Genomic DNA, 19,543 nt, shown 5'->3' on the forward strand with positions numbered 1-19,543 from the left:
GCTCTCCTATGTCGCAGCGTTACGGCGCAACAACGAACAGGAGTAAGCCGTGGCTGACGAACAAAAAGAAGTTGTGGTACAGAAGACGGGCGTCAACGTGGCCGCGATCATCGCAGCAATCGCATTGCTGATCGCGGTGGTCGCTGTTCTGCATCATTTCGGAATGCTTTAACCTTCTTCGCGTACAGCAAGCGTAGCTTCCTGCACCTGCAGGAGCATCTTGCTGAAGGACGCGATATCAGCCGGAGCGAAACGCTCGAAGATTCGACGCTCAAGCTCGAGCGCCTTGGGCGCCACGGCGGCGTAAAGCTCGCGTCCGCTCTTTGTAAGATGGACGGATTGCGAACGGCGGTCGCTGACATGCGGCCGCCGTTCGATCAAGCCGCGCTCGGCCAGCGCGATGCTGGCGCGGCTCACGCTGACCTTATCCATTCTGGTGCGGCGGGCGATCAGCTGCTGCGTCGTACCATCATCCTCCGCAATCACCGCGATCAGGCGCCACTCGGGCACCGATAAACCGAACAGCGCTTGATAGGTGCTGGCGATGGTTTCGCTGACCAGGTTGGATGTCACCGACAACCGAAACGGAAGGAATGCGTCCAGACGCAGGCTTTGGTCGACCATATGCTGTGGTACCCTTTGACACCTTTGCGGAAAAGCGGCAAAGATAGTATCAATTGATACCATATTGGAGCTATTCCATGGCGAGCAATGCCGTCGACACACAGAACCCGCTGGGTTTGAACGGTTTCGAATTCGTGGAATTCACCTCGCCCGATCCGGAGGCGATGGGGCGCCAGTTCGAACAGATGGGGTTCGTACCGAGCCATCGGCACCCGACCAAGAATATCACCCGCTACAAGCAAGGGCGCGTCAACCTGATGCTCAACCGCGATGCGGCCGGCCGCGTCGCCGAATTCCGTAACGCGCATGGCGCGTCGGCCAGCGCGATGGCGTTCCGGGTTGCCGATCCGCAGGCCGCGCTCGAATGGGCGCTCTCCCATGGCGGCAAGGCGACCGAAGAGGACGACACCGTTATCGAGGGGATCGGCGGCTCCTATCTGTATTTCATCAAGGATGGCACAGACCTCTATGCCAATTGGGCTGAATATCCTGGCTGGCAGGAGGCGGAGGCTGCCAACAATGTTGGTCTCGATCTGCTCGACCATCTCACGCACAATGTGAAGCGCGGTCAGATGCGGGTGTGGTCGGAATTCTACCGCACCTTGTTCGGCTTCGAAGAACAGAAATATTTTGACATCAAGGGCAAGGCGACCGGCCTGTTCAGTCAGGCTATGATTGCGCCCGACAAAGCGATCCGCATCCCACTCAACGAGAGTCAGGATGAGCATAGTCAGATCGAAGAATTCATTCGTGACTATCAGGGCGAGGGAATCCAGCACCTCGCGCTGACCACCGACAATATTTACGACACGGTCGAACGGTTGCGCGCGCGCGGCGTGCGCCTGCAGGATACGATCGAGACCTATTACGAGCTGATCGACCAGCGTGTGCCCAACCATGGCGAGGATCTCGAACGTTTGCGGAAGAACCGCATCCTGATCGATGGTAATGTCGGCGAGGAAGGCCTGCTGCTGCAGATCTTCACCGAGAATATGTTCGGGCCGATTTTCTTCGAGATCATTCAGCGCAAAGGCAATGAAGGCTTCGGCAACGGCAATTTCCAGGCGCTGTACGAGTCTATCGAACTCGATCAAATCCGCCGCGGCGTGATCACGGTCGACGAATAATCAACTCCGTTTGCCCTGGGAAAGCACTGCGCCTGCCGAAATGCCGCCCCGAAGGATCGTTCGAGACGTGCATTCGCCAGGCCCAGCGTTGCCCTGGATGCGCGGATGTATAGGCACGTTCCATGACCGATTATCTCACCGGCTTCGGCAATCACTTCGCGAGCGAGGCCGTGGTCGGCGCGCTGCCGGTGGGACGCAACTCGCCCCAGCGCGTGCCGTTCGGCCTCTATACTGAGCAGCTCTCCGGGACGGCATTCACCGCGCCGCGCGCCGAGAACAGGCGATCCTGGCTTTACCGTCTGCGCCCCACGGCGAGCCATTCGCCTTACCTACCCTATCAAGGCGGGCCGCTGTTGCGCTCCGCCCCATTCGACGAATTGCCGCCGACGCCCAACCGCCTGCGCTGGGACCCCCTGCCGCTTCCCGATGGGGCGACCGATTTTGTCGATGGGCTAACGTCCTATGGTGGCAACGGCGACGTCGCGATCGGCGTGGGGATCGGCATCCACCTCTATGCCGCCACCATTTCCATGGAACGGCGCGCCTTCCAGAATGCCGACGGCGAGTTGCTGATCGTGCCGCAGCAGGGTGGGATGACGATCGTCACCGAACTCGGTCGGCTCGACGTCGCGCCGCTTCAGATCGCGTTGATCCCGCGCGGTCTTCGCTTCCGCATCGACGTTTTGGGTCCGTCGCGCGGCTATGTCTGCGAAAATTATGGCCTGCCATTCCGGCTGCCCGATCTCGGTCCGATCGGCGCCAACGCGCTTGCCAACCCGCGCGATTTCGAGACACCCATGGCCTCGTTCGAGGACAAGGACGAACCTTGGGAGATCGTCCAGAAGTTTCAGGGCCGCCTTTGGACGACGATGATCGACCATAGCCCGTTCGACGTCGTCGCCTGGCATGGCAATCTGGCACCCTGTCGGTACGACCTCACCCGGTTCAACACGATCAACACGGTCAGCTTCGATCATCCCGATCCGTCGATCTTCACCGTTTTGACGAGCCCCAGCGAGCATCCCGGCACCGCCAATTGCGATTTCGTGATCTTCCCGCCGCGGTGGATGGTGGCCGAGGATACGTTCCGGCCGCCCTGGTTCCACCGCAACGTCATGAGCGAGTTCATGGGTCTGATCGAAGGGGCCTATGACGCCAAGGAAGGTGGCTTCGCTCCGGGCGGGGCGAGCCTCCATAACCAGATGGCAGGCCACGGTCCCGATCAGGCCAGTTACGACAAGGCGATCGCCGCCACGCTGCAACCCCACAAGATCGAAGGAACCATGGCCTTCATGTTTGAAAGTCGCTGGGTAATCCGCCCGACCCGCTGGGCAAGCGAGACGCCGCTTTGCCAGCTGGATTATGACGATTGCTGGTCCGGGTTCGAAAAGGCGAAACTGACATGAGCGCGATCGACGAAACCCACGACCCGGCGCGCACCTCCTGGATCGACTCCGCGAACGGGCATCCCGATTTCCCGATCCAGAATTTGCCGCTCGGTATATTCTCCCCACCGGCGCATCATGCGCGTCCTGGCGTCGCGATCGGCGACATGATCCTTGATCTGAGCGGGGTAGGGGCGTTGCTGCCGCCTGCCGTCGGGCATCTTCTGACCGGTACCACACTCAATCGACTGTTGGGACTGCCGGCAGCTGACCGCGTGGCGATGCGACGGCGCCTGTCGGAGTTGCTGTCGGACCCGGCGCACCGTTCCACGCTGGAGCCGCTGTTGCATCGGGCGGAGGAGTGCATCCTGCATCTGCCCGCGGCGATCGGCGACTATACCGATTTCTACGTTGGCATTCATCACGCGACCAACGTCGGCAAACAGTTCCGGCCGGATAATCCGCTGCTGCCCAATTATAAATATGTGCCGATCGGCTATCATGGCCGCGCCTCGTCGGTCCGTCCGTCCGGCGTGGCCGTCATGCGCCCTAATGGTCAGCGCAAAGCCCCCGACGAGGATGTGCCGAGTTTCGGGCCGTCGCGTCGGCTGGATTACGAGCTGGAACTCGGAATCTGGGTGGGGCAGGGCAACGAACTTGGCCACCCCATTCCGATCGGTGAGGCCCATCGCCATATCGCGGGCTATTGCCTGCTCAACGATTGGTCTGCGCGGGACATCCAAGCCTGGGAATATCAGCCGCTCGGGCCTTTTCTGGCGAAGAATTTCCACACGACGATCTCACCTTGGATCGTGACCGCAGAGGCGTTGGTACCATTCCGTCTTCCTCAGCCATCCCGGCCGGAGGGCGATCCGCCGCCCTTACCCTATCTGTTTGATGCGTCGGACCAACGGCGGGGCGCCTTTGCGTTGGAACTGGAGGTCTGCATTGCCACCGCGCGCATGCGATCGGAGGGGGACGCGCCCGTCCCGCTCAGCCGGGGATCGGCCACAAACATGTATTGGACGATGGCACAAATTCTGACCCACCACGCCTCCAACGGATGCAATTTGCAGCCCGGCGATCTGATCGGGACGGGTACCATCTCGGCGGCCGAGGCGGGGGGGCTGGGCAGCCTGCTGGAAATCAGCCAGGGCGGGAAGATGCCCGTCTCTCTGCCGAACGGCGAAACGCGTGCCTTTCTGGCGGATGGCGATGAAGTGACGCTGCGCGCGTCGGCGCGCGCAGCAGACTATGTGCCCATCGGATTCGGCGCCTGCAGCGCCGTGATCCTGCCCGCGCCATGAATGAATTGCGGCTCCATGGCTATTGGCGCTCCAGCGCCAGTTATCGCGTGCGGATTGCGCTTAATCTCAAACAATTGCCTTACCGCCAGATCACCCACGATCTGCGCAAGGGCGAGCAAACCGAACCCGCATATCGCGCAATCGCGCCCGCCGGCCTCGTGCCGGCGCTGGAATTTGAGGGCTATGCCTTCGTCCAGAGCCTCCCCATTCTCGAATGGCTGGACGAACGCTGGCCGCAGCCGGCGCTGCTGCCGGCGACGCCCGAGCAACGTGCGCTGGCACGCGGGATGGCATCAACCTTGGTCGCCGATGTCCATCCACTCAATAATCTACGCGTACTCAATTATTTGAAGAGTGATCTTCACCAATCATCGGAGGTTGCAGCGGCATGGATGCAGCGCTGGATCGACGAGGGTTTCGCAGCGCTCGAGACGATGATCGCGCGATATGGCGGCACTTATGCCTTCGGCGACCAGCCCGGTATCGTTGATTGCTGCCTGGTGCCGCAGGTCTACAATGCCGAGCGGTTCGGGATCGATATCGCGCACTTCCCGCGTCTCTCCGCTGCCACGGCGCATGCCCGCGCGCATCCGGCCTTCGCAGCGGCCCATCCCGATCTCCAACCCGATGCTGATCCGGCATGATCGAAAGTGCGCGGCTTACCGCGACCCCATCCGGCGTACGTCTGGCGCGCCTTCAGGACATAGCGGATGGCACCGCACGCAACTTCGTCCTCCAGATGAAAAACGGGCGTTTCCATGGCTTTGTTGTGCGATGCGGTGACGCCGTATACGGTTATGTCGATCGCTGCCCCCATGCCGGCCTGCCGCTCGCCCAAGAGCTTGATACATATCTGACGCCGGATGGCAGCTTGATTGCATGCTCGTGGCACGGGGCCTTGTTCGCGCCGGAAGACGGCCGCTGCGTTGGCGGCCCCTGCGGCGGCAGCAGTCTTTCACCCTGGCCGACAAGCTTGCGCGACGGCTGGATCGTCACCGCATAGCGGGCACGTCGATCAGGTCTGACGCGCTTAGACCTTGAGCTTTGCGGGATTGTGCTCGACAAGCGCGCCTCTCACTCTCTGTCGGCCAGGCTTACGCCGCGACCTGTCACCTCTTTTGTGCGGATGAAATGATCGCCTCCACCCGACACGCCACGCCGGATCCCGTCGCGACCGGCCTGCACGCACTCGCCTGGGCCGCCAGCGATCAGTCTCGCGCAGACCGGATGCTCGCCTTGACCGGCCTGACCGGCGACGATCTGCGCAATCGCGCGATGGAGCCGGCCGTCCTGGCCGCCGTGCTGGGCTTTCTGGAGGCCTATGAGCCGGATCTCATCGCCTGCGCCGAAGCCTTGGGCATGCCCCCTCAGGCTCTGGTCGACGCGCGCGAGGTGCTGGAACGATGAGCCGGCCCTTGCTGATCACCGATTGCGATGAAGTCCTGCTGCATATGGTCCGCCACTTCGGCGAATGGCTGGACGAAGCGCATGGCATCGATTTTCGACCGGAGGGCGGCGCCTTCGACACGGCGATGACGCACCGCGCATCGAACCGGCTGATGCCCGCCGAGGAAGTCTGGCCCTTGCTCGACAATTTCTTCCGGACCGAGATGAGCCGGCAGACGCTCGCCCCTGGTGCAGCGGAGGCGCTCGAGCGGATCGACGCGGTCGCCGATATCGTCATCCTCACCAATTTGCAGGATTGGTGCCATGCCGGACGCGTGGCGCAGCTGGATGCGTTGGGCATTCGCCACCGCGTCATGTGCAATCAAGGCGGCAAGGGCCCACCGGTCGCGCGCCTCGCAGCCGAGCATGGCGCGAGCGTGACCGTATTCGTTGACGATCTTGAAACCCATCATGCGTCGGTCGCGGCGCATGCACCGGACGTCGTTCGCCTGCACATGGTGGCTGAACCGTCGATCGCGCCGACAATTGCGCCGGCACCACACGCGCATGCCCGCATCGACGATTGGGACACGGCGGTGGAATGGGTACTCGCCCGGTTCAGCGGCGAACCCGCGCCGCTGCGCGTCTGATCACGTAATGGGCGCGTCGCCCCCGTCCGCAGGAATAACCGCGCTGGTATAGGGTGAATGCCACCGCCAGCCGACGCTTTCGTACAAGGCCCGGCCCATTGCCGTCGCGGACAATATGGCTAAACCGGCTTGCCGCTCCAGCGCCGTTTGCGTCAGTGCCGCCATGAGCGCACGCCCCAGTCCGCGGCGTTGGTGCTCGTCTTGGGTACGGATCTGATCGAAAATTGCCATCCCGTCCACGACGACCAGCCGACCACGGGCGGCGAGCGCGTCGCCGGCCCGGATCGTCGCGGTAAGTACCTCTCCCTCCTGCGCGAGCGAGAGCTGATAGCCCTCGGGCAGCGTGAGGCGTAACGGGCTCAGGTCGGCGATCATCATGCAGGTTGGTGTCGACCTGATCTGCCAGCGCGCCGGCAGGAGAGGGCGCACTTTCTCTTCCTGTTCGCAGACCTTCAGATAGACCCATGGCGCCTGGCCCTGCGCCACCTTGGAAATGGCGTGTTCGTCCAACGTCGCGAACACATAGCGGCCCCTTTGGTCGGGCTGGTTCACCGCGACAAAATGCCCACTGGCGTAGGAAATGGGTGGCGCCACGCTACGCGTTATCGCCCATGCTTTGATCCAAGTTGCGAGCAGGGCAGGGTCGGCAGCCATGGCGAGGCGCTATCGCGTGGTGAAAGGCGCCGCAAGCGCTTGACGGTCGCGCGCCATCGTCCGAAGGCGCGCACATGAGCATCGATACGCGCCTCGCCGAACTCGGCATCGTCCTTCCCGAAGCTGCCGCACCCGTCGCCGCTTATGTGCCGGCGGTAGAGGCCAACGGCTTCCTTCATATTTCCGGGCAATTGCCGTTCCTGGATGGGCAGTTGATGACCGGCCGCTGCGGCGAGAATGCCGATCAGGATTTCGGGCGGCAGGCGGCGGAACGATGCGCCGTCATGCTGCTGGCCCAAATCCGCAAGGCCCTGGGCTCACTCGATCGGGTCGAGCGGATCGTGAAGTTGGGCGTGTTCGTATCCTCATCGGCCAACTTCACCGCGCAGCCCCAGGTCGCCAATGGCGCGTCGGAACTGATGCAGCAGGTATTTGGTGACGCCGGCACGCACGCCCGCAGCGCCGTCGGCGTGCCGGTCCTGCCGCTGAATGCGGTGGTTGAGGTCGATGCGGTGGTGCAGGTCCGGAGCTAAGGCCATGGCCGATGTCGTCGCGCGGATGGCCGACGGCATTTCCGCCTTCACGGCGGCGGAATGGGATGCGTGCGCCGGCGGCGACAACCCCTTCGTCAGCCATGCCTTCCTGAGTGCACTGGAGGATTCGGGCAGCGCAGTCGCCCATACGGGATGGCAGGCGGTGCCGATTGCGATCGACGATGCTGATGGGGCGCCGATCGCCATCGTTCCGGCTTATGCCAAGAGTCACAGCCAGGGCGAATATGTTTTCGATCAGGGCTGGGCCGAGGCGTGGGAGCGTGCCGGGCGATCTTATTATCCAAAGCTGCAAATCGCCGTACCTTTCTCACCCGTGCCAGGCCCGCGGCTGTTGCTGCGCGACGCGGCGGTCGCGCCCGCGCTGATTGCCGCCGCCGAAGCGGTCGTTCAGCAGAACGATCTTTCGTCCGCTCATGCGACCTTCGTCGATCCCGCGCAGGTTCCCCTGTTTGAAGCGGCAGGATGGCTCATCCGCGCCGACCGCCAGTTCCACTGGTACAATCAGGATTATGCCGATTTCGACGGCTTCCTGGGCGCACTCTCGTCCCGCAAGCGCAAGGCGATCCGCAAGGAACGTGCCGCGGCCCGCGAGGGGCTGGACTTTCTCCACCTCGCCGGCGCGGACATCACCGAGCGCCATTGGGATGCGTTCTGGCATTTCTATCAGGATACCGGCTCGCGCAAATGGGGGCGCCCCTATCTGAAGCGCAGCTTTTTCAGCCTGTTGGGTCAGCGCCTGGGCGAGCGGGTGGTGCTGATGCTTGCGCTGCGCGACGGCGTACCGATCGCCGGCGCACTCAATCTTTTGGGCAGCGACACGCTGTACGGCCGCTATTGGGGGGCGACCGAGGAGGTCCCGTTTCTCCATTTCGAGCTTTGCTATTATCAGGCGATCGACGTCGCGATCGCGCGCGGCCTGAAGCGCGTCGAGGCCGGCGCCCAGGGCGAGCATAAATTGGCACGCGGCTATTTACCGACGCCGACCTTTTCCGCCCATTATATCCCCGATCCGGCGTTTCGCCGCGCGGTTGCCGACTATCTTGAGCAGGAACGGCTGATGGTCGCCGAGAATATAGAAATCCTTGCGGAGGAATCCCCCTACAAGAAGGACGGCGACCTCGGAATTTAGACGCCTTCAGACCAGGCAAGGGACGGGCTGGGTCACGACAGCCCACACGGCTCACATCAAGGGCAATTTCGGCCAGTCGTTTCGATGGTTACGGATGGTTCTTCGCAGATGGCCGAAACAATGGCACGGCCGAGCTCGCACGACTCAGATTGGCAACGGACTGAACAATCGGCACCAGCCTGGATGACGCTTTTTCGGTCTGCCCAGCGTCGTTCTGGCTTGCTTCGGCTTTTTTAAGGACCGCCGCTCAGCCGATGCGATCCTGAGAACCGCGGATCGGATCAGACTAGGGTCGTTTTCTAATTGATAGAATCGAGGGGGATTCCCTTTTTGCGTTCGCTCTGATTCACGCTGTTGTTGGGTTGAGGAGGGAGCGATGGCGAGGCCCTATTCGAATGATCTTCGTGACCGGGTTGCGGCGGCGGTTGTGTCGGGGCGGTCCTGCCGGGAGGTCGCGCGGACGTTCGATGTGAGCGTGTCGAGCGCGGTGAAGTGGTCGCAGCGTTTACGGGTGACGGGAACGGCCGCAGCGAACAAAATGGGCGGCCATCGCAAGGTGCTGCTCGAGCCGCATCGGGAATTGGTTCTTTCGCTGCTGGATGCGTCACCCGACATGACGATGCGCATGCTCGTGGCCGATCTGGCCGGGCATGGCATCGTGACGAGCACGGTGTCGGTATGGCGCCTGGTCCGGTCGGCCGGGAAGACGTTCAAAAAAAACTCTGTTCGCCGTCGAGCAAGAGCGGCCAGTGATCGCGCGAAGGCGAGCGCAGTGGCGGAAACATCAGGGCCGGCTTGATCCGGCGCGTCTCGTCTTCATCGACGAAACATGGGCCAAGACGAACATGACGCCGATCAGAGGCTGGAGCGAGCGCGGGCGCAAGCTCATCGGCCGAGCACCCTTTGGTAAATGGTCGACATTGACCTTCGTTGCTGCACTTCGCGCCGACCGGATCGACGCCCCCTGTGTGCTCGACGGGCCGATCAACGGCCAGAGCTTCGCAGCTTGGGTCGAGCAGTTCCTGGTGCCGACCCTCACGCCGGGCGACGTCGTCATCATGGACAATCTGGGAAGCCACAAAGGGCCCAGTATCCGCACAGCGATACGATCAGCTGGCGCAAAGCTGCTCTTCCTGCCGCCTTACTCGCCGGATCTGAACCCTATCGAACAGGTCTTCGCCAAACTTAAACTCATGCTCAGGCGAGCGGCTGAGCGCACCACCGAGGACACCTGGCGCCGCATCGGCTCGCTGCTCGACCGCTTCCCACCACACGAGTGCGCCGCATACATCCGAAACTCCGGATATGCTTCCATCTAAAAGAAACCGAGTCTAATCGCCGAAGGCATGGCATGGCCTGGCGCACTCCCATCATGCGAGCCTGTCCTTCTCAGTCGGCCTTCGCTCCGTCATACGATGTCTTGAACAGCGGCTTGGCCGACGCCGCTACGTGGAAATCCATTTGGGATGTGCGCTCCGCGGTCAGACGGTTCACTCCGTTGGATATGGGCGCCTCTCCGCTTTCCGCCTTTTTAAGCGCGTCAACGCATGTCGCACGACTGCCATCGGTGATAGGCCCAGGTTTACCGAAGGACCGATCGTCGATCATAATCGCTCCATCCTTCATGGTTGCCGTCAGGTCGATCGAGGGGCGGGTCGCGTCGCGATCATAATAGAGGCGCAGGTGAAGCCCGGACCCGGCCGGGACGGCAGGCAAACGATATTGGACGATCGTGTAAGGGCCGTCGGACGGGAGGTCCTGCGGCCGATAGGCCAGTGCAAACGTCTTGGCACCCAGGGGGCGTGCTTCTTCGTAAAAGGGCGCGAAGCCATTGGCGTCGTCCGCGAAAAGCGGGCGCATGTCCTTCGGTAGCTGGTCGTCTTCCGCCGTACCGAACAGGAAATCGCCCTCGGCGCCGAAGGTTCGCCCGCTGAACTCGAACAGGATCTTGCCGCGATCCTGCGCGCGCGTGCTGGCTTGCCAGATGACCACGATCGGTGGAGATACCGGCCTCACTTCGCGCAAAACGATCGCGTCGCCCTTGGCAACCCAGCGGCCTGCCGCCAGCAGATCCAGCGAGCCCGCCGTGACAGCATAGCAAAAGCTGCCCTCCGGCAGGATCAGCAGCTGCTCAATACTGTCGACGGAGCCATTGCGGTACATGCCGAAGCCATTGAACGCCTCGGCCGAAGCCGCGCTGTTGCCCGCCAACGTCACGATACCCGCCAATGCAGCGATCGCTCCGTGGCGCATGCTCCCAGACCGCACAGCGCATTTCCTTCCCCGTTACCACGACGCCTACCTATCGTCGGTTCGCCTATGGCAGCGTCTAGCCTCGCTGAACAGAAGGTGGTGGCCCGCCGGACGGGCACCCCATTCCGTCGAAAAGGCGAGACGGCGCGACCGCCCGATGCCATGCATAGCCGATGGTCATCTGGCCGTGTCGGGCAAGGGGGATGTCGAATGAACAGCAGGCCGTGGATGATGTCGCTGGGCGCGGCTGCAGCGATAGTCGCTCCACCGGCTATCGCGGCTACGCCGGATGCCCGCATCCTCACGGCAGCCACCCAAGCGCGCCCCGCGCAACTCGCTCTGCTCGAGCAGGTGGTGAACATAGATTCGGGGACGGGCGATGCGGCGGGGGCTGCGCGCGTAATGGCACGCCTCGTGCCCGAACTGAAGGCGATCGGCGCGACGATCGAAACCTCGCCTGCGGAAGCGCCCGGGCTCGGCGACAATGTCGTCGCGCGTCTGACCGGAACGGGCAAAGGCCGCATTCTCATCATCGGTCATATCGACACGGTCTTTCCTGCCGGCACCGTAGCGCAACGTGCCTTCCGGATGGATGAAAAGCGTGCCTACGGCCCGGGCGTTTCGGACGAGAAAGGCGGCGTTGTTCAGGCGGTTACGGCCCTGAAGCTGTTACATGCCCTCAACGAGACCAACTATGCCAGCATCACGTTCCTGATCGAAACGAGCGAGGAAACCGGATCGCCTGGAACGCGCAAACTTATCGACAAACTGGTGCGGGAGGCGGACGTCGAGCTCAACGTCGAGCCAGGCGATGCCCCCGATGCAGTGACTGTGTGGCGCAAGGGATCCGCCACGATCAAGCTGACGGTCCATGGCCGCGCCGCTCATGCCGGCGTGGCACCGCAGAACGGGCGCAATGCCGCGGCGGAGCTGATCCATCAAATCGGGACCCTGGATCGGTTTCCTAAATCAGGCGACGGTCTAACCGCCAACCTTACGACACTGCGCGCTGGCGACCGCGTAAACGTCATCCCCGATCTTGCGACGGCGGACATCAACGTCCGCGTCCGCACGGCAGACCAGTTCGACGGCATTCTGGGCGCATTCCAGGCCTCCGCCCGGCGGACATCGATCCCGGATACCAGGGTTGATGTGACGACGACGCCCTCGTTCCCGCCGCTGCCCAACAATCCAGCGACTGATCGGCTGGCCGCACAGGCCAAAACGATCTACGCCGACCTCGGTCTGACGCTGGGCACAGCCGGCAATGGTGGCGCCTCGGAGTCCGCGCTGGCCGCTGCCGCCGGAACACCGGCAATCGATGGGCTGGGGCCGGTGGGCGGCGGCTTTCACAGCGTCGACGAATTTCTGGAACTCTCCAGCGTCACGCCGCGCCTTTATCTGTTCACCAAATTGCTAATTCAGTTGGGCGCGACGCCACCTGGCAAGGCCGATCACTGATCCCGGGCTCGACCGCCATCCCCCGGCTCGGCGCCCTACGTCAGGGTACGCCGATGTCGGTAGGCGGCTGCAGGGGGTAGCTACGCAAGAGGGCATTGCTGAGGTCCGCCGCCACACGCGCATCTGCCCCCTTGGGCGTTCCTGCCGCGCGCACCGTCACCGCTGCGCCATTCCACACGATGTCAGGCGTTCCGCGCTTGCGAATGCGCAGTTCCAGCCGCGTGCGCTGGAGCGGCACAATATTGGACTTGCCGGTCGGCAACGGGATTCTGACGCCCACGCCGACGCTGCCAAAGGCGCCGCCTGGTTCCCCTGACGCACGGTCGCGTGGGACCTTTGCGGTTCCGGTCCCGACATCGGCGCGGCTGAGGATCAGGTCGGCAGAGTAAGCGGCATGATCCGCATCAAGGATCGTGAACCCCTGCTCACCCAGCGCCTCCGTCGTGGCCTCGACGAAGGATGATAGCGCGGCATCATAGTCACCATCCGCGGTTTTCGGCGCAATCGAGATCGTTCCGCCGGCTGGAGGGGCGGGGGCGGCAGAAAGAGCGCTTGGCAACGCGGCCAGCGCGATTGCCCCAATCAACCCAGCCCATCCTAATCTCGCCATATCATCATCCTTCGCTTCCGCATGTAGGCAGAAGCAGGCGGGATGCCATTGGCACCTATGGTGTTTGCGATGAAATGCAGCCTGATGCCGCATGCATCATCGGACGATTAACGCGCGCATCTTGGCCGGAAGATTCCCTTCGGGCAAAGCCTCGCGACCATCGCTTGGCTCGTCCGCCAACGGGCTCCGTAATGTCGTCCGAAAGAAATAATGGTCGCTCCGCCCCAGCCGTTTATGTCGCACCATCGCCGACGCCGCCTCTTCCATATCCTCGGTACGGAGCAACAATGCGGTATCGCCGGATCGGATCATGATCAATTCCTGGTCATTGGCATCGCTGCCCAGCGAGTCCTGCCGCAAAACAATATCGAGCGTGACGATGTCGTCCCCGTCATCGGTTTTCGATACGGCGTAACCGCCCGAATAATATCGCACCTCGATCCTCTCGAAGGTCTGATGGTGGATCCGCCAGAAAAGCAGACGATATTCCCCGTCCGGCCGGAGGCAGAGCAGACGATGCCAATCAATGTAGGATGACAGATAAAGGCCGCGCAGCTGATCGCCGTACGTCATCCGGCGGCGACACGATCCATCGATCAAGGATAGGTTGCCATTGCCTCGGATCGATGAGGGCGAGTTGGTACTTGCCATACAATCCCAAGCCTTTGTGTCGCCACACGTCCACCAGGGCGACAGGCACGATGTCCCGATAGGCAGTGGCCATCTCGCGTGGGGCCGGCACGACGTGTCGTGATGGCGGGTTGGCTTTCAAAAAAGGGTCGAGGGCAAAGCGGCGACCAAAGATCACAATGTTTCCCTTATCGGACGTCCAATCCCGGGACAGTAATTGGCAATGAAGCCGCGCTTCAACGCGTATCGGCGAAATGTGGCCCATGTCCGACGGGCCCATGTCCGCAGGGGCCGGCCGTCCTTGATTTTCTGTGGGTGCATGGCAGCATGTCGGCCGTTGCACGGAATCGCCTGGGCCGACATAAGCGCCACCGTTACAGGGGAGCTCCATGGCCGCGCATCGTATCATCTTCGCCAACGAAAAGGGCGGGTCGGGTAAGTCGACCAGTGCGGTGCACACCGCCGTCGCCTTGGCCGTGAAAGGCCACAAGGTCGCGGCGCTTGATCTTGACACGCGCCAGCGCACGCTTGGCCGCTACCTCGACAACCGCGTTGCCCTGGCCAAGCGCGATGGCCTGGACCTGGCTATCCCGACCTTCGACACGTTCGATCCCGACAAGGGTATCGCGATCGGCGAGCGGATGGACGCGCTGGCTGCGGACGCAGATTATCTGATCGTGGATACGCCGGGGCGCGACGACGATCATGTCCGTGTCGCCATTGCCAGCGCCGACACGCTGGTCACACCGATCAACGACAGTTTCGTCGACCTCGACCTGATCGGGCAGGTCGATCCTGATAATTATAAGATCAAGCGGCCAAGCTATTATGCCGAACTCGTCTGGGACGCGCGCAAGGTGCGCGCCCGCAAGGACGGTGGCACGGTCGACTGGGTGGTCTTGCGCAATCGGCTCCAGCATCTGGAAGCACGCAATATGCGGCGCGTTGCGGCCGCCCTGAACGAGTTGTCGAAACGGGTCGGCTTCCGCGTGATCCCCGGCCTGTCCGAGCGCGTTATCTACCGCGAGCTTTTCCCCAAGGGCCTGACGTTGCTGGATCTCGCCGCAATCGGGAAGGAGGCGGGGCTCGGCCACGTGGCGGCGCGCGGCGAATTGCGCGAGCTCATTGCTGGCCTGCAGCTGCCAGAGCAGGCCGAAGCCGCACGCGAAGCGGAGCCCGCATGATCATCGAGCTGGCGTTGGCCGGTGCCGCAGCGGTCGGCTATTGGGCGTGGAAGACGCGCGATCCCCAGGCGATGCGTATCGGCGACGTCATGGCGGTGGTTGCCGGCCTGATCGCGCTGAAAATGCTGAAGGGCAACGCGCCGCTGGCGCTGATCGCCTTCGGTGCCGCCGGATGGTGGGTTTGGTTTCGCCGGGGCGGCGGGAAAGCGCATCAACCGGCCATGCGCGATGAGGAAGCCCGCCGGCTGCTGGATGTCCCGATCAATGCTACGCCTGAACAGATCCGCGCAGCCCATCGCCGTCTCATTGCCCGGGTACACCCGGATGTCGGTGGCTCGGCCGATCTTACCACGCGGGTCAACGCGGCCCGCGATCTCTTGCTCAGCGGTCGCGGTTGAATTCGTAACACTTCCATGCGTCTATCGGGGACAATGTCCTTGCGGGGCGCATATGGCAGGCGGCGCAATCCGGTCCACGATGGCGCGGACGGGTTGCTTCATCCTTTCGCGGCCGCAATGACGAACGCCATTCTTTCCTTCATCAGGAGCTTTGCATGACCCATCGTTTCGATCCGACCTCGCTGCGTGAATATGATATTCGCGGGATTGTCGGGAAGACGCTGGGGACCGAGGATGCTTATGCCATCGGCCGCGGCTTTGCCTCGCACGTCCGTCGCGCCGGCGGCACTCGCGTTGCCGTGGGTTGGGACGGGCGCGTGTCCTCGCCCAGCCTGCGTGACGAACTGGTCCGCGGCCTGACGGAAAGCGGCGTCGATGTCGTCCGTGTCGGCATTGGGCCGACGCCGATGCTCTATTTCGCCGAAGCCACGCTGGAGGTGGACGGCGCGGTCCAGATCACCGGCAGCCACAATCCGGCGGAATATAATGGCTTCAAGATGGTGCTGCAGCACGGGCCCTTCTTCGGCGAACAGATCCAGTCGATCGGCACGATGGCGGCCGAGGGGGATTGGGAAGAAGGCGAGGGCGAGGTCACCGATTACGATATCGAGGATTTGTACGTCGATCGGCTGATGGCCGGTTATTCGGGCGGCGCCTTCCGCATCGGTTGGGACAATGGCAATGGCGCCGGCGGCCGCATTCTCGAAAAGCTGGTGGCTCAACTGCCGGGCGAGCATCACCTGCTATACACCGAAATCGACGGCAGTTTCCCCAACCATCATCCCGATCCGACCGAGGAGAAAAACCTCGCCGACTTGAAGGCGCTGGTCGCTGAGAAAAAGCTCGATTTCGGCATCGCTTTCGACGGCGACGCGGATCGGATCGGGGCGATCGATGGCGAGGGCAGGGTGATCTGGGGCGACCAGATCCTGTCCATCCTGGCCGAGCCCGTGTTGCGCGCCGAGCCTGGCGCGACGATTATCGCGGACGTGAAAGCCAGCCAGGCGCTCTACGACCGGATCGCAGAGCTGGGCGGCAACCCCTTGATGTGGAAGACGGGACACTCGCTGATCAAGGTCAAGATGAAGGAGACGGATAGCCCGCTGGCGGGTGAAATGTCGGGCCACATCTTCTTCCGCCACGAATGGTATGGCTTCGACGATGCCCTTTATGCCGCGATCCGGCTGATCAGCGCCGTGCGCGTGCTTGGCGGTTCGATGACCGCGCTCAAGAGTGCCATGCCCGCCTTTGTCAACACACCGGAAATGCGCTTCCAGGTTGACGAGAGCCGCAAGTTTGCGGTCGTCAACGAAGTGCTGGACCGGCTCGAGGCCGCCGGTGCCGACGTCAACCGTACCGACGGGGCCCGCGTTAACACCGCGGATGGTTGGTGGCTGCTCCGCGCCTCAAATACGCAGGACGTGCTCGTGGCGCGCGCCGAAGCCAAGGATCAGGCCGGGCTTGACCGTTTGCTTGCGCAGATCGATGAGCAACTTGCGCTGTCCGGCCTGGTTCGCGGCCCGCAGGCCGGCCACTAAGGCAAAGCTACATGCTGATGGCTTCACTCCGACGACAACGGGGTGAAGCCATCACGGCCGCAGCTGGGCAGTACAGCTGACGTAATCGCGACGACGTTCAGGCGTTGCCAAACACCCGCTCGAAGATCGTATCCACCTGCCGGAAATGGTAGCCGAGGTCGAACTTCTCCTCGAGCTCGGCATCCGACAATGTCACTTCCGGATCGGCCCTGAGCAGTTCCAGCAGCGACAATTCGCCATCGGACTCCCACACCTTCATCGCGTTGCGCTGCACGAGCCGGTAGGAATCCTCGCGGCTTACGCCCGCCTGCGTCAGCGCCAGCAGCACGCGCTGAGAATGGACCAACCCGCCCATCCGATCGAGATTCTTCTGCATTCGCGCTGGATAGACCAGCAATTTGTCCATGACCCCGGTTAGCCGCGCGAGCGCGAAGTCGAGCGTGATCGTCGCATCGGGCCCGATATAGCGTTCGACCGAGGAATGGCTGATGTCGCGCTCATGCCATAAAGCGACATTCTCCAACGCCGGCGTGACATAGCCGCGGATCATGCGGGCAAGGCCGGTCAGATTCTCGGTCAGGACCGGATTGCGCTTGTGCGGCATCGCCGACGAACCCTTCTGGCCCGGCGAGAAATACTCCTCCGCCTCCAGCACTTCGGTGCGTTGCAAATGCCGGATTTCCACCGCCAGCCGCTCGATCGACGAGGCGATCACACCCAAGGTTGCGAAATACATCGCGTGGCGATCGCGTGGAATGATCTGGGTGGAGACCGGCTCGACCGCCAGCCCCATCTTTTCCGCGACATGCTCTTCAACCCGCGGATCGATGTTGGCGAAAGTACCGACCGCGCCGGATATGGCGCAGGTAGCAATATCGGTCCGCGCTGCCACCAGCCGCGCCTTGTTGCGGCTGAACTCGGCATAGGCCTCGGCCAGCTTGAGCCCGAACGTTACCGGCTCGGCATGGATGCCGTGGCTGCGGCCGATCGTCGGCGTCAGCTTATGCTCGAACGCCCGGCGCTTGAGCACCTCCAGCAGCCGGTCGAGATCGGCCAGCAGAAGGTCGGACGCGCGCACCAGCTGAACCGACAAGCAAGTGTCGAGCACGTCGGACGAGGTCATGCCCTGATGCATGAAGCGCGCCTCGTCTCCCACCTGTTCGGCGACCCAGGTCAGGAAAGCGATCACGTCATGCTTGGTGACGGCTTCGATCGCATCGATCGCAGCGACATCGATCTCCGGCTTGGTTGCCCACCAATCCCACAGCGCCTTGGCCGCACTCTTGGGCACCACGCCCAGCTCGCCCAGCGCTTCGGTTGCGTGTGCCTCAATCTCGAACCAGATGCCAAAACGGGCCTGCGGCTCCCAGATGGCAACCATCTCGGGGCGCGAATAACGGGGGATCATAGGAAAGCCTTCGCCTGGGAGTGAAGCGGCGCGGTAGCAATCACGCGCGCGCTGTTCAATCCGGCGTCAGATCAAGCCGAGCGCGCGCAGGCTGGCATGACCCGTAGAACCGATCACGACATGATCATGCACCTGAATGCCAAAGGGCTTCAGCGCGGACACGATCTCCTTGGTCAGGGCGATATCCTGGCGGGAAGGGGTGGGATCGCCGCTGGGATGGTTGTGGACCAGGATGATCGCCGCCGAGCCAAGCTCCAGCGCGCGCCTTGCTACTTCACGCACGTAGATCGCCGCTTGATCGACCGATCCTTCGGAAACGAGCTCGTCCCGAATAAGCATGTTGCGCGAATTCAAATGGAGCACGCGGGCGCTCTCGGTCATGCGGTGCGCCATCGCGGCATGGAGATAATCCAGTAACGCCTGCCAACTGCCGATCACGGGCCGCGCGGCGATGTCGCCCTTGAGCAGGCGCACCGCGGAGGCCTGCGCGATCTTGATTGCGGCGATCGCACCCTCGCTCAGTCCCTCCCGGGCGAGCGATTCGGCATCCGCATTAAAGACGGCGCCCAGGCTGCCGAACTCCGCCAGCAGCGCCCGTGCCTGCGGCTTGGTATCGCGTCGCGGGATGGCCAGCGCGAGCAGATATTCGATCAGTTCATGATCCAGCAGCGCATCGCTGCCGCCTTCGATCAGCCGCTTGCGCAATCGTGCGCGGTGGCCGCTGGCATCGGTGGCGGGGTCGGCATCGCTCATTTTGCGAAGCTAGCGGGAATAACAGGGAAATCACCCAAAAGTTGACTCGCTCGCCCCCCCTGCTAAAGGGACCGCGCCTGACGGGATCGCCCGCTGGCACGGCCTTTGGCCGGCCCGATCGACTGGGTCAGCAGGAGGATGGCGTGGCAGCAAACGAACCCGGGCAGGATCCGATCGGCACTGATAATCCGGATGGGGGCAACTCCGGGCGGGACGTCCGGCTCTCTCAGCTGGATGCGCGGCTCAGGGCTGCGGCAGGTGTCGAACAGGCAAGGACAGGAACGGCGCCACGCAAGCCCGACAAGGGCTATCGTCAAGGCAGCCGCGTTCTGGCCGAGCTGGTCGCGGGTCCCGCTGGCGGTGCGCTGCTCGGCTGGTTTTTGGACCGGTTGTTCGGCACGGCGCCCTGGCTCCTGTTGGTAATGCTGATCCTTGGGATCATCGTTGCCTTCCGGAATATCTATCGGATTTCGCAGCAGCGTCCGGAGTGAT

24 protein-coding genes are annotated in these 19,543 nt (G+C 62.9%); 16 read left to right on the forward strand and 8 right to left on the reverse strand.

All coding sequences use genetic code 11. The features are described from left to right. The first annotated feature begins 49 nt into the window (after positions 1-49). Positions 50-172, forward strand: coding sequence for a hypothetical protein (locus tag ACSBM8_RS09405; RefSeq protein WP_442681357.1), 123 nt, complete (start codon positions 50-52; stop codon positions 170-172). Here ACSBM8_RS09405 and ACSBM8_RS09410 read toward each other — a convergent pair. After that, positions 169-624 carry a MarR family winged helix-turn-helix transcriptional regulator gene (locus tag ACSBM8_RS09410; protein ID WP_442681358.1) on the reverse strand — a complete coding sequence of 152 codons (456 nt, stop codon included), beginning with the start codon at positions 622-624 and terminating at the stop codon, positions 169-171. The genes ACSBM8_RS09405 and ACSBM8_RS09410 overlap by 4 nt on opposite strands. A 77-nt stretch (positions 625-701) precedes the next feature. Here ACSBM8_RS09410 and hppD point away from each other — a divergent pair, with 77 nt between their 5' ends. From hppD to ACSBM8_RS09445, 7 genes are all read left to right on the forward strand, one after another. Then, positions 702-1,751, forward strand: coding sequence for a 4-hydroxyphenylpyruvate dioxygenase (hppD, locus tag ACSBM8_RS09415; protein ID WP_442681359.1), 1,050 nt, complete (start codon positions 702-704; stop codon positions 1,749-1,751). A gap of 122 nt (positions 1,752-1,873) precedes the next feature. Further along, positions 1,874-3,157 (forward strand): homogentisate 1,2-dioxygenase, encoded by a 1,284-nt coding sequence (hmgA, locus tag ACSBM8_RS09420; RefSeq protein ID WP_442681360.1) that lies wholly within the window; start codon positions 1,874-1,876, stop codon positions 3,155-3,157. Next, on the forward strand, positions 3,154-4,443 hold the full coding sequence (gene fahA, locus ACSBM8_RS09425; RefSeq protein ID WP_442681361.1) for a fumarylacetoacetase: 1,290 nt from the start codon (positions 3,154-3,156) through the stop codon (positions 4,441-4,443). The genes hmgA and fahA overlap by 4 nt, the downstream gene beginning before the upstream one ends. Then, entirely contained in the window at positions 4,440-5,087 is a 648-nt protein-coding gene (maiA, locus tag ACSBM8_RS09430; protein WP_442681362.1) for a maleylacetoacetate isomerase, read from the forward strand. Before fahA ends, maiA begins: the two co-directional genes overlap by 4 nt. Next, positions 5,084-5,446: a Rieske (2Fe-2S) protein gene (locus ACSBM8_RS09435; protein WP_442681363.1), complete on the forward strand. Its 363-nt coding sequence runs from the start codon at positions 5,084-5,086 to the stop codon at positions 5,444-5,446. The genes maiA and ACSBM8_RS09435 overlap by 4 nt, the downstream gene beginning before the upstream one ends. 128 nt (positions 5,447-5,574) lie before the next feature. Then, positions 5,575-5,850: a DUF3572 domain-containing protein gene (locus tag ACSBM8_RS09440; protein ID WP_442681364.1), complete on the forward strand. Its 276-nt coding sequence runs from the start codon at positions 5,575-5,577 to the stop codon at positions 5,848-5,850. Next, positions 5,847-6,479: an HAD family hydrolase gene (locus ACSBM8_RS09445; protein ID WP_442681365.1), complete on the forward strand. Its 633-nt coding sequence runs from the start codon at positions 5,847-5,849 to the stop codon at positions 6,477-6,479. Before ACSBM8_RS09440 ends, ACSBM8_RS09445 begins: the two co-directional genes overlap by 4 nt. On the opposite strand, the gene ACSBM8_RS09450 is transcribed toward ACSBM8_RS09445, so the two are convergent. Beyond that, a complete protein-coding gene (locus ACSBM8_RS09450; RefSeq protein WP_442681366.1) occupies positions 6,480-7,133 on the reverse strand; it encodes a GNAT family N-acetyltransferase in 654 nt (217 codons plus the stop codon). A gap of 74 nt (positions 7,134-7,207) precedes the next feature. On the opposite strand from ACSBM8_RS09450, the gene ACSBM8_RS09455 reads away from it, so the two are divergent. From ACSBM8_RS09455 to ACSBM8_RS09465, 3 genes are all read left to right on the forward strand, one after another. Further along, positions 7,208-7,666 (forward strand): RidA family protein, encoded by a 459-nt coding sequence (locus tag ACSBM8_RS09455; protein ID WP_442681367.1) that lies wholly within the window; start codon positions 7,208-7,210, stop codon positions 7,664-7,666. A 4-nt stretch (positions 7,667-7,670) separates the two neighbouring features. Next, complete coding sequence (locus ACSBM8_RS09460; protein WP_442681368.1) at positions 7,671-8,816, forward strand: GNAT family N-acetyltransferase; 1,146 nt, start codon at positions 7,671-7,673, stop codon at positions 8,814-8,816. 376 nt (positions 8,817-9,192) lie between these two features. Further along, a protein-coding gene (locus ACSBM8_RS09465) for an IS630 family transposase (protein ID WP_442681369.1) occupies positions 9,193-10,135 on the forward strand; the annotation gives its coding sequence in 2 pieces (ribosomal slippage) (positions 9,193-9,528 and positions 9,530-10,135; 942 coding nt in all). A gap of 70 nt (positions 10,136-10,205) precedes the next feature. Here ACSBM8_RS09465 and ACSBM8_RS09470 read toward each other — a convergent pair. Beyond that, a complete protein-coding gene (locus tag ACSBM8_RS09470; protein WP_442681370.1) occupies positions 10,206-11,084 on the reverse strand; it encodes a hypothetical protein in 879 nt (292 codons plus the stop codon). Positions 11,085-11,279: 195 nt separating this feature from the next. On the opposite strand from ACSBM8_RS09470, the gene ACSBM8_RS09475 reads away from it, so the two are divergent. Beyond that, positions 11,280-12,530, forward strand: a complete 1,251-nt coding sequence (locus ACSBM8_RS09475) for a glutamate carboxypeptidase (RefSeq protein ID WP_442681371.1) — start codon at positions 11,280-11,282, stop codon at positions 12,528-12,530. A 40-nt stretch (positions 12,531-12,570) separates the two neighbouring features. Here the strand turns inward: ACSBM8_RS09475 and ACSBM8_RS09480 are convergent, their stop codons facing one another. From ACSBM8_RS09480 to ACSBM8_RS09490, 3 genes are all read right to left on the reverse strand, one after another. Next, positions 12,571-13,140 (reverse strand): hypothetical protein, encoded by a 570-nt coding sequence (locus ACSBM8_RS09480; RefSeq protein WP_442681372.1) that lies wholly within the window; start codon positions 13,138-13,140, stop codon positions 12,571-12,573. A 96-nt stretch (positions 13,141-13,236) separates the two neighbouring features. Beyond that, positions 13,237-13,713, reverse strand: coding sequence for a hypothetical protein (locus ACSBM8_RS09485; RefSeq protein ID WP_442681373.1), 477 nt, complete (start codon positions 13,711-13,713; stop codon positions 13,237-13,239). Next, the gene (locus tag ACSBM8_RS09490) at positions 13,664-14,179 is read right to left on the reverse strand and encodes a GAD-like domain-containing protein (RefSeq protein WP_442681374.1); all 516 of its coding nucleotides are present in this window, start codon (positions 14,177-14,179) and stop codon (positions 13,664-13,666) included. The genes ACSBM8_RS09485 and ACSBM8_RS09490 overlap by 50 nt, the downstream gene beginning before the upstream one ends. Between ACSBM8_RS09490 and ACSBM8_RS09495 the strand changes: the two genes are divergently transcribed. The 3 genes from ACSBM8_RS09495 (at position 14,160) to pgmG (ending at position 16,890) form a co-directional block, all read left to right on the forward strand. Then, entirely contained in the window at positions 14,160-14,954 is a 795-nt protein-coding gene (locus tag ACSBM8_RS09495) for a division plane positioning ATPase MipZ (protein WP_442681375.1), read from the forward strand. The two genes, ACSBM8_RS09490 and ACSBM8_RS09495, sit on opposite strands and share 20 nt — an antisense overlap. Continuing rightward, on the forward strand, positions 14,951-15,352 hold the full coding sequence (locus ACSBM8_RS09500; protein ID WP_442681376.1) for a J domain-containing protein: 402 nt from the start codon (positions 14,951-14,953) through the stop codon (positions 15,350-15,352). Before ACSBM8_RS09495 ends, ACSBM8_RS09500 begins: the two co-directional genes overlap by 4 nt. A gap of 155 nt (positions 15,353-15,507) precedes the next feature. Continuing rightward, entirely contained in the window at positions 15,508-16,890 is a 1,383-nt protein-coding gene (pgmG, locus tag ACSBM8_RS09505) for a phosphoglucomutase/phosphomannomutase PgmG (RefSeq protein ID WP_442681377.1), read from the forward strand. A gap of 97 nt (positions 16,891-16,987) precedes the next feature. Here the strand turns inward: pgmG and purB are convergent, their stop codons facing one another. Both purB and radC read right to left on the reverse strand, forming a co-directional pair. Beyond that, positions 16,988-18,298 carry an adenylosuccinate lyase gene (gene purB / locus ACSBM8_RS09510; RefSeq protein WP_442681378.1) on the reverse strand — a complete coding sequence of 437 codons (1,311 nt, stop codon included), beginning with the start codon at positions 18,296-18,298 and terminating at the stop codon, positions 16,988-16,990. Positions 18,299-18,364: 66 nt separating this feature from the next. Next, positions 18,365-19,051, reverse strand: coding sequence for a RadC family protein (gene radC / locus ACSBM8_RS09515; RefSeq protein WP_442681379.1), 687 nt, complete (start codon positions 19,049-19,051; stop codon positions 18,365-18,367). A gap of 143 nt (positions 19,052-19,194) precedes the next feature. Here radC and ACSBM8_RS09520 point away from each other — a divergent pair, with 143 nt between their 5' ends. Continuing rightward, positions 19,195-19,542, forward strand: a complete 348-nt coding sequence (locus tag ACSBM8_RS09520; RefSeq protein WP_442681380.1) for an AtpZ/AtpI family protein — start codon at positions 19,195-19,197, stop codon at positions 19,540-19,542. Position 19,543 lies beyond the last annotated feature (1 nt).

The sequence above is a fragment of the Sphingomonas sp. ASY06-1R genome (assembly GCF_052180265.1).
Classification (GTDB): domain Bacteria; phylum Pseudomonadota; class Alphaproteobacteria; order Sphingomonadales; family Sphingomonadaceae; genus Sphingomonas_I.

Excerpts from the sequence above, each read along its gene's own strand:
- ACSBM8_RS09410 (WP_442681358.1), bottom strand. The coding sequence starts at position 624 with ATGGTCGACCAAAGCCTGCGTCTGGACGCATTCCTTCCGTTTCGGTTG.
- hppD (WP_442681359.1), top strand. The coding sequence starts at position 702 with ATGGCGAGCAATGCCGTCGACACACAGAACCCGCTGGGTTTGAACGGT.
- hmgA (WP_442681360.1), top strand. The coding sequence starts at position 1,874 with ATGACCGATTATCTCACCGGCTTCGGCAATCACTTCGCGAGCGAGGCC.
- fahA (WP_442681361.1), top strand. The coding sequence starts at position 3,154 with ATGAGCGCGATCGACGAAACCCACGACCCGGCGCGCACCTCCTGGATC.
- maiA (WP_442681362.1), top strand. The coding sequence starts at position 4,440 with ATGAATGAATTGCGGCTCCATGGCTATTGGCGCTCCAGCGCCAGTTAT.
- ACSBM8_RS09435 (WP_442681363.1), top strand. The coding sequence starts at position 5,084 with ATGATCGAAAGTGCGCGGCTTACCGCGACCCCATCCGGCGTACGTCTG.
- ACSBM8_RS09440 (WP_442681364.1), top strand. The coding sequence starts at position 5,575 with ATGATCGCCTCCACCCGACACGCCACGCCGGATCCCGTCGCGACCGGC.
- ACSBM8_RS09445 (WP_442681365.1), top strand. The coding sequence starts at position 5,847 with ATGAGCCGGCCCTTGCTGATCACCGATTGCGATGAAGTCCTGCTGCAT.
- ACSBM8_RS09450 (WP_442681366.1), bottom strand. The coding sequence starts at position 7,133 with ATGGCTGCCGACCCTGCCCTGCTCGCAACTTGGATCAAAGCATGGGCG.
- ACSBM8_RS09455 (WP_442681367.1), top strand. The coding sequence starts at position 7,208 with ATGAGCATCGATACGCGCCTCGCCGAACTCGGCATCGTCCTTCCCGAA.
- ACSBM8_RS09460 (WP_442681368.1), top strand. The coding sequence starts at position 7,671 with ATGGCCGATGTCGTCGCGCGGATGGCCGACGGCATTTCCGCCTTCACG.
- ACSBM8_RS09475 (WP_442681371.1), top strand. The coding sequence starts at position 11,280 with ATGAACAGCAGGCCGTGGATGATGTCGCTGGGCGCGGCTGCAGCGATA.
- ACSBM8_RS09480 (WP_442681372.1), bottom strand. The coding sequence starts at position 13,140 with ATGGCGAGATTAGGATGGGCTGGGTTGATTGGGGCAATCGCGCTGGCC.
- ACSBM8_RS09485 (WP_442681373.1), bottom strand. The coding sequence starts at position 13,713 with ATGACGTACGGCGATCAGCTGCGCGGCCTTTATCTGTCATCCTACATT.
- ACSBM8_RS09495 (WP_442681375.1), top strand. The coding sequence starts at position 14,160 with ATGGCCGCGCATCGTATCATCTTCGCCAACGAAAAGGGCGGGTCGGGT.
- ACSBM8_RS09490 (WP_442681374.1), bottom strand. The coding sequence starts at position 14,179 with ATGATACGATGCGCGGCCATGGAGCTCCCCTGTAACGGTGGCGCTTAT.
- ACSBM8_RS09500 (WP_442681376.1), top strand. The coding sequence starts at position 14,951 with ATGATCATCGAGCTGGCGTTGGCCGGTGCCGCAGCGGTCGGCTATTGG.
- pgmG (WP_442681377.1), top strand. The coding sequence starts at position 15,508 with ATGACCCATCGTTTCGATCCGACCTCGCTGCGTGAATATGATATTCGC.
- purB (WP_442681378.1), bottom strand. The coding sequence starts at position 18,298 with ATGATCCCCCGTTATTCGCGCCCCGAGATGGTTGCCATCTGGGAGCCG.
- radC (WP_442681379.1), bottom strand. The coding sequence starts at position 19,051 with ATGAGCGATGCCGACCCCGCCACCGATGCCAGCGGCCACCGCGCACGA.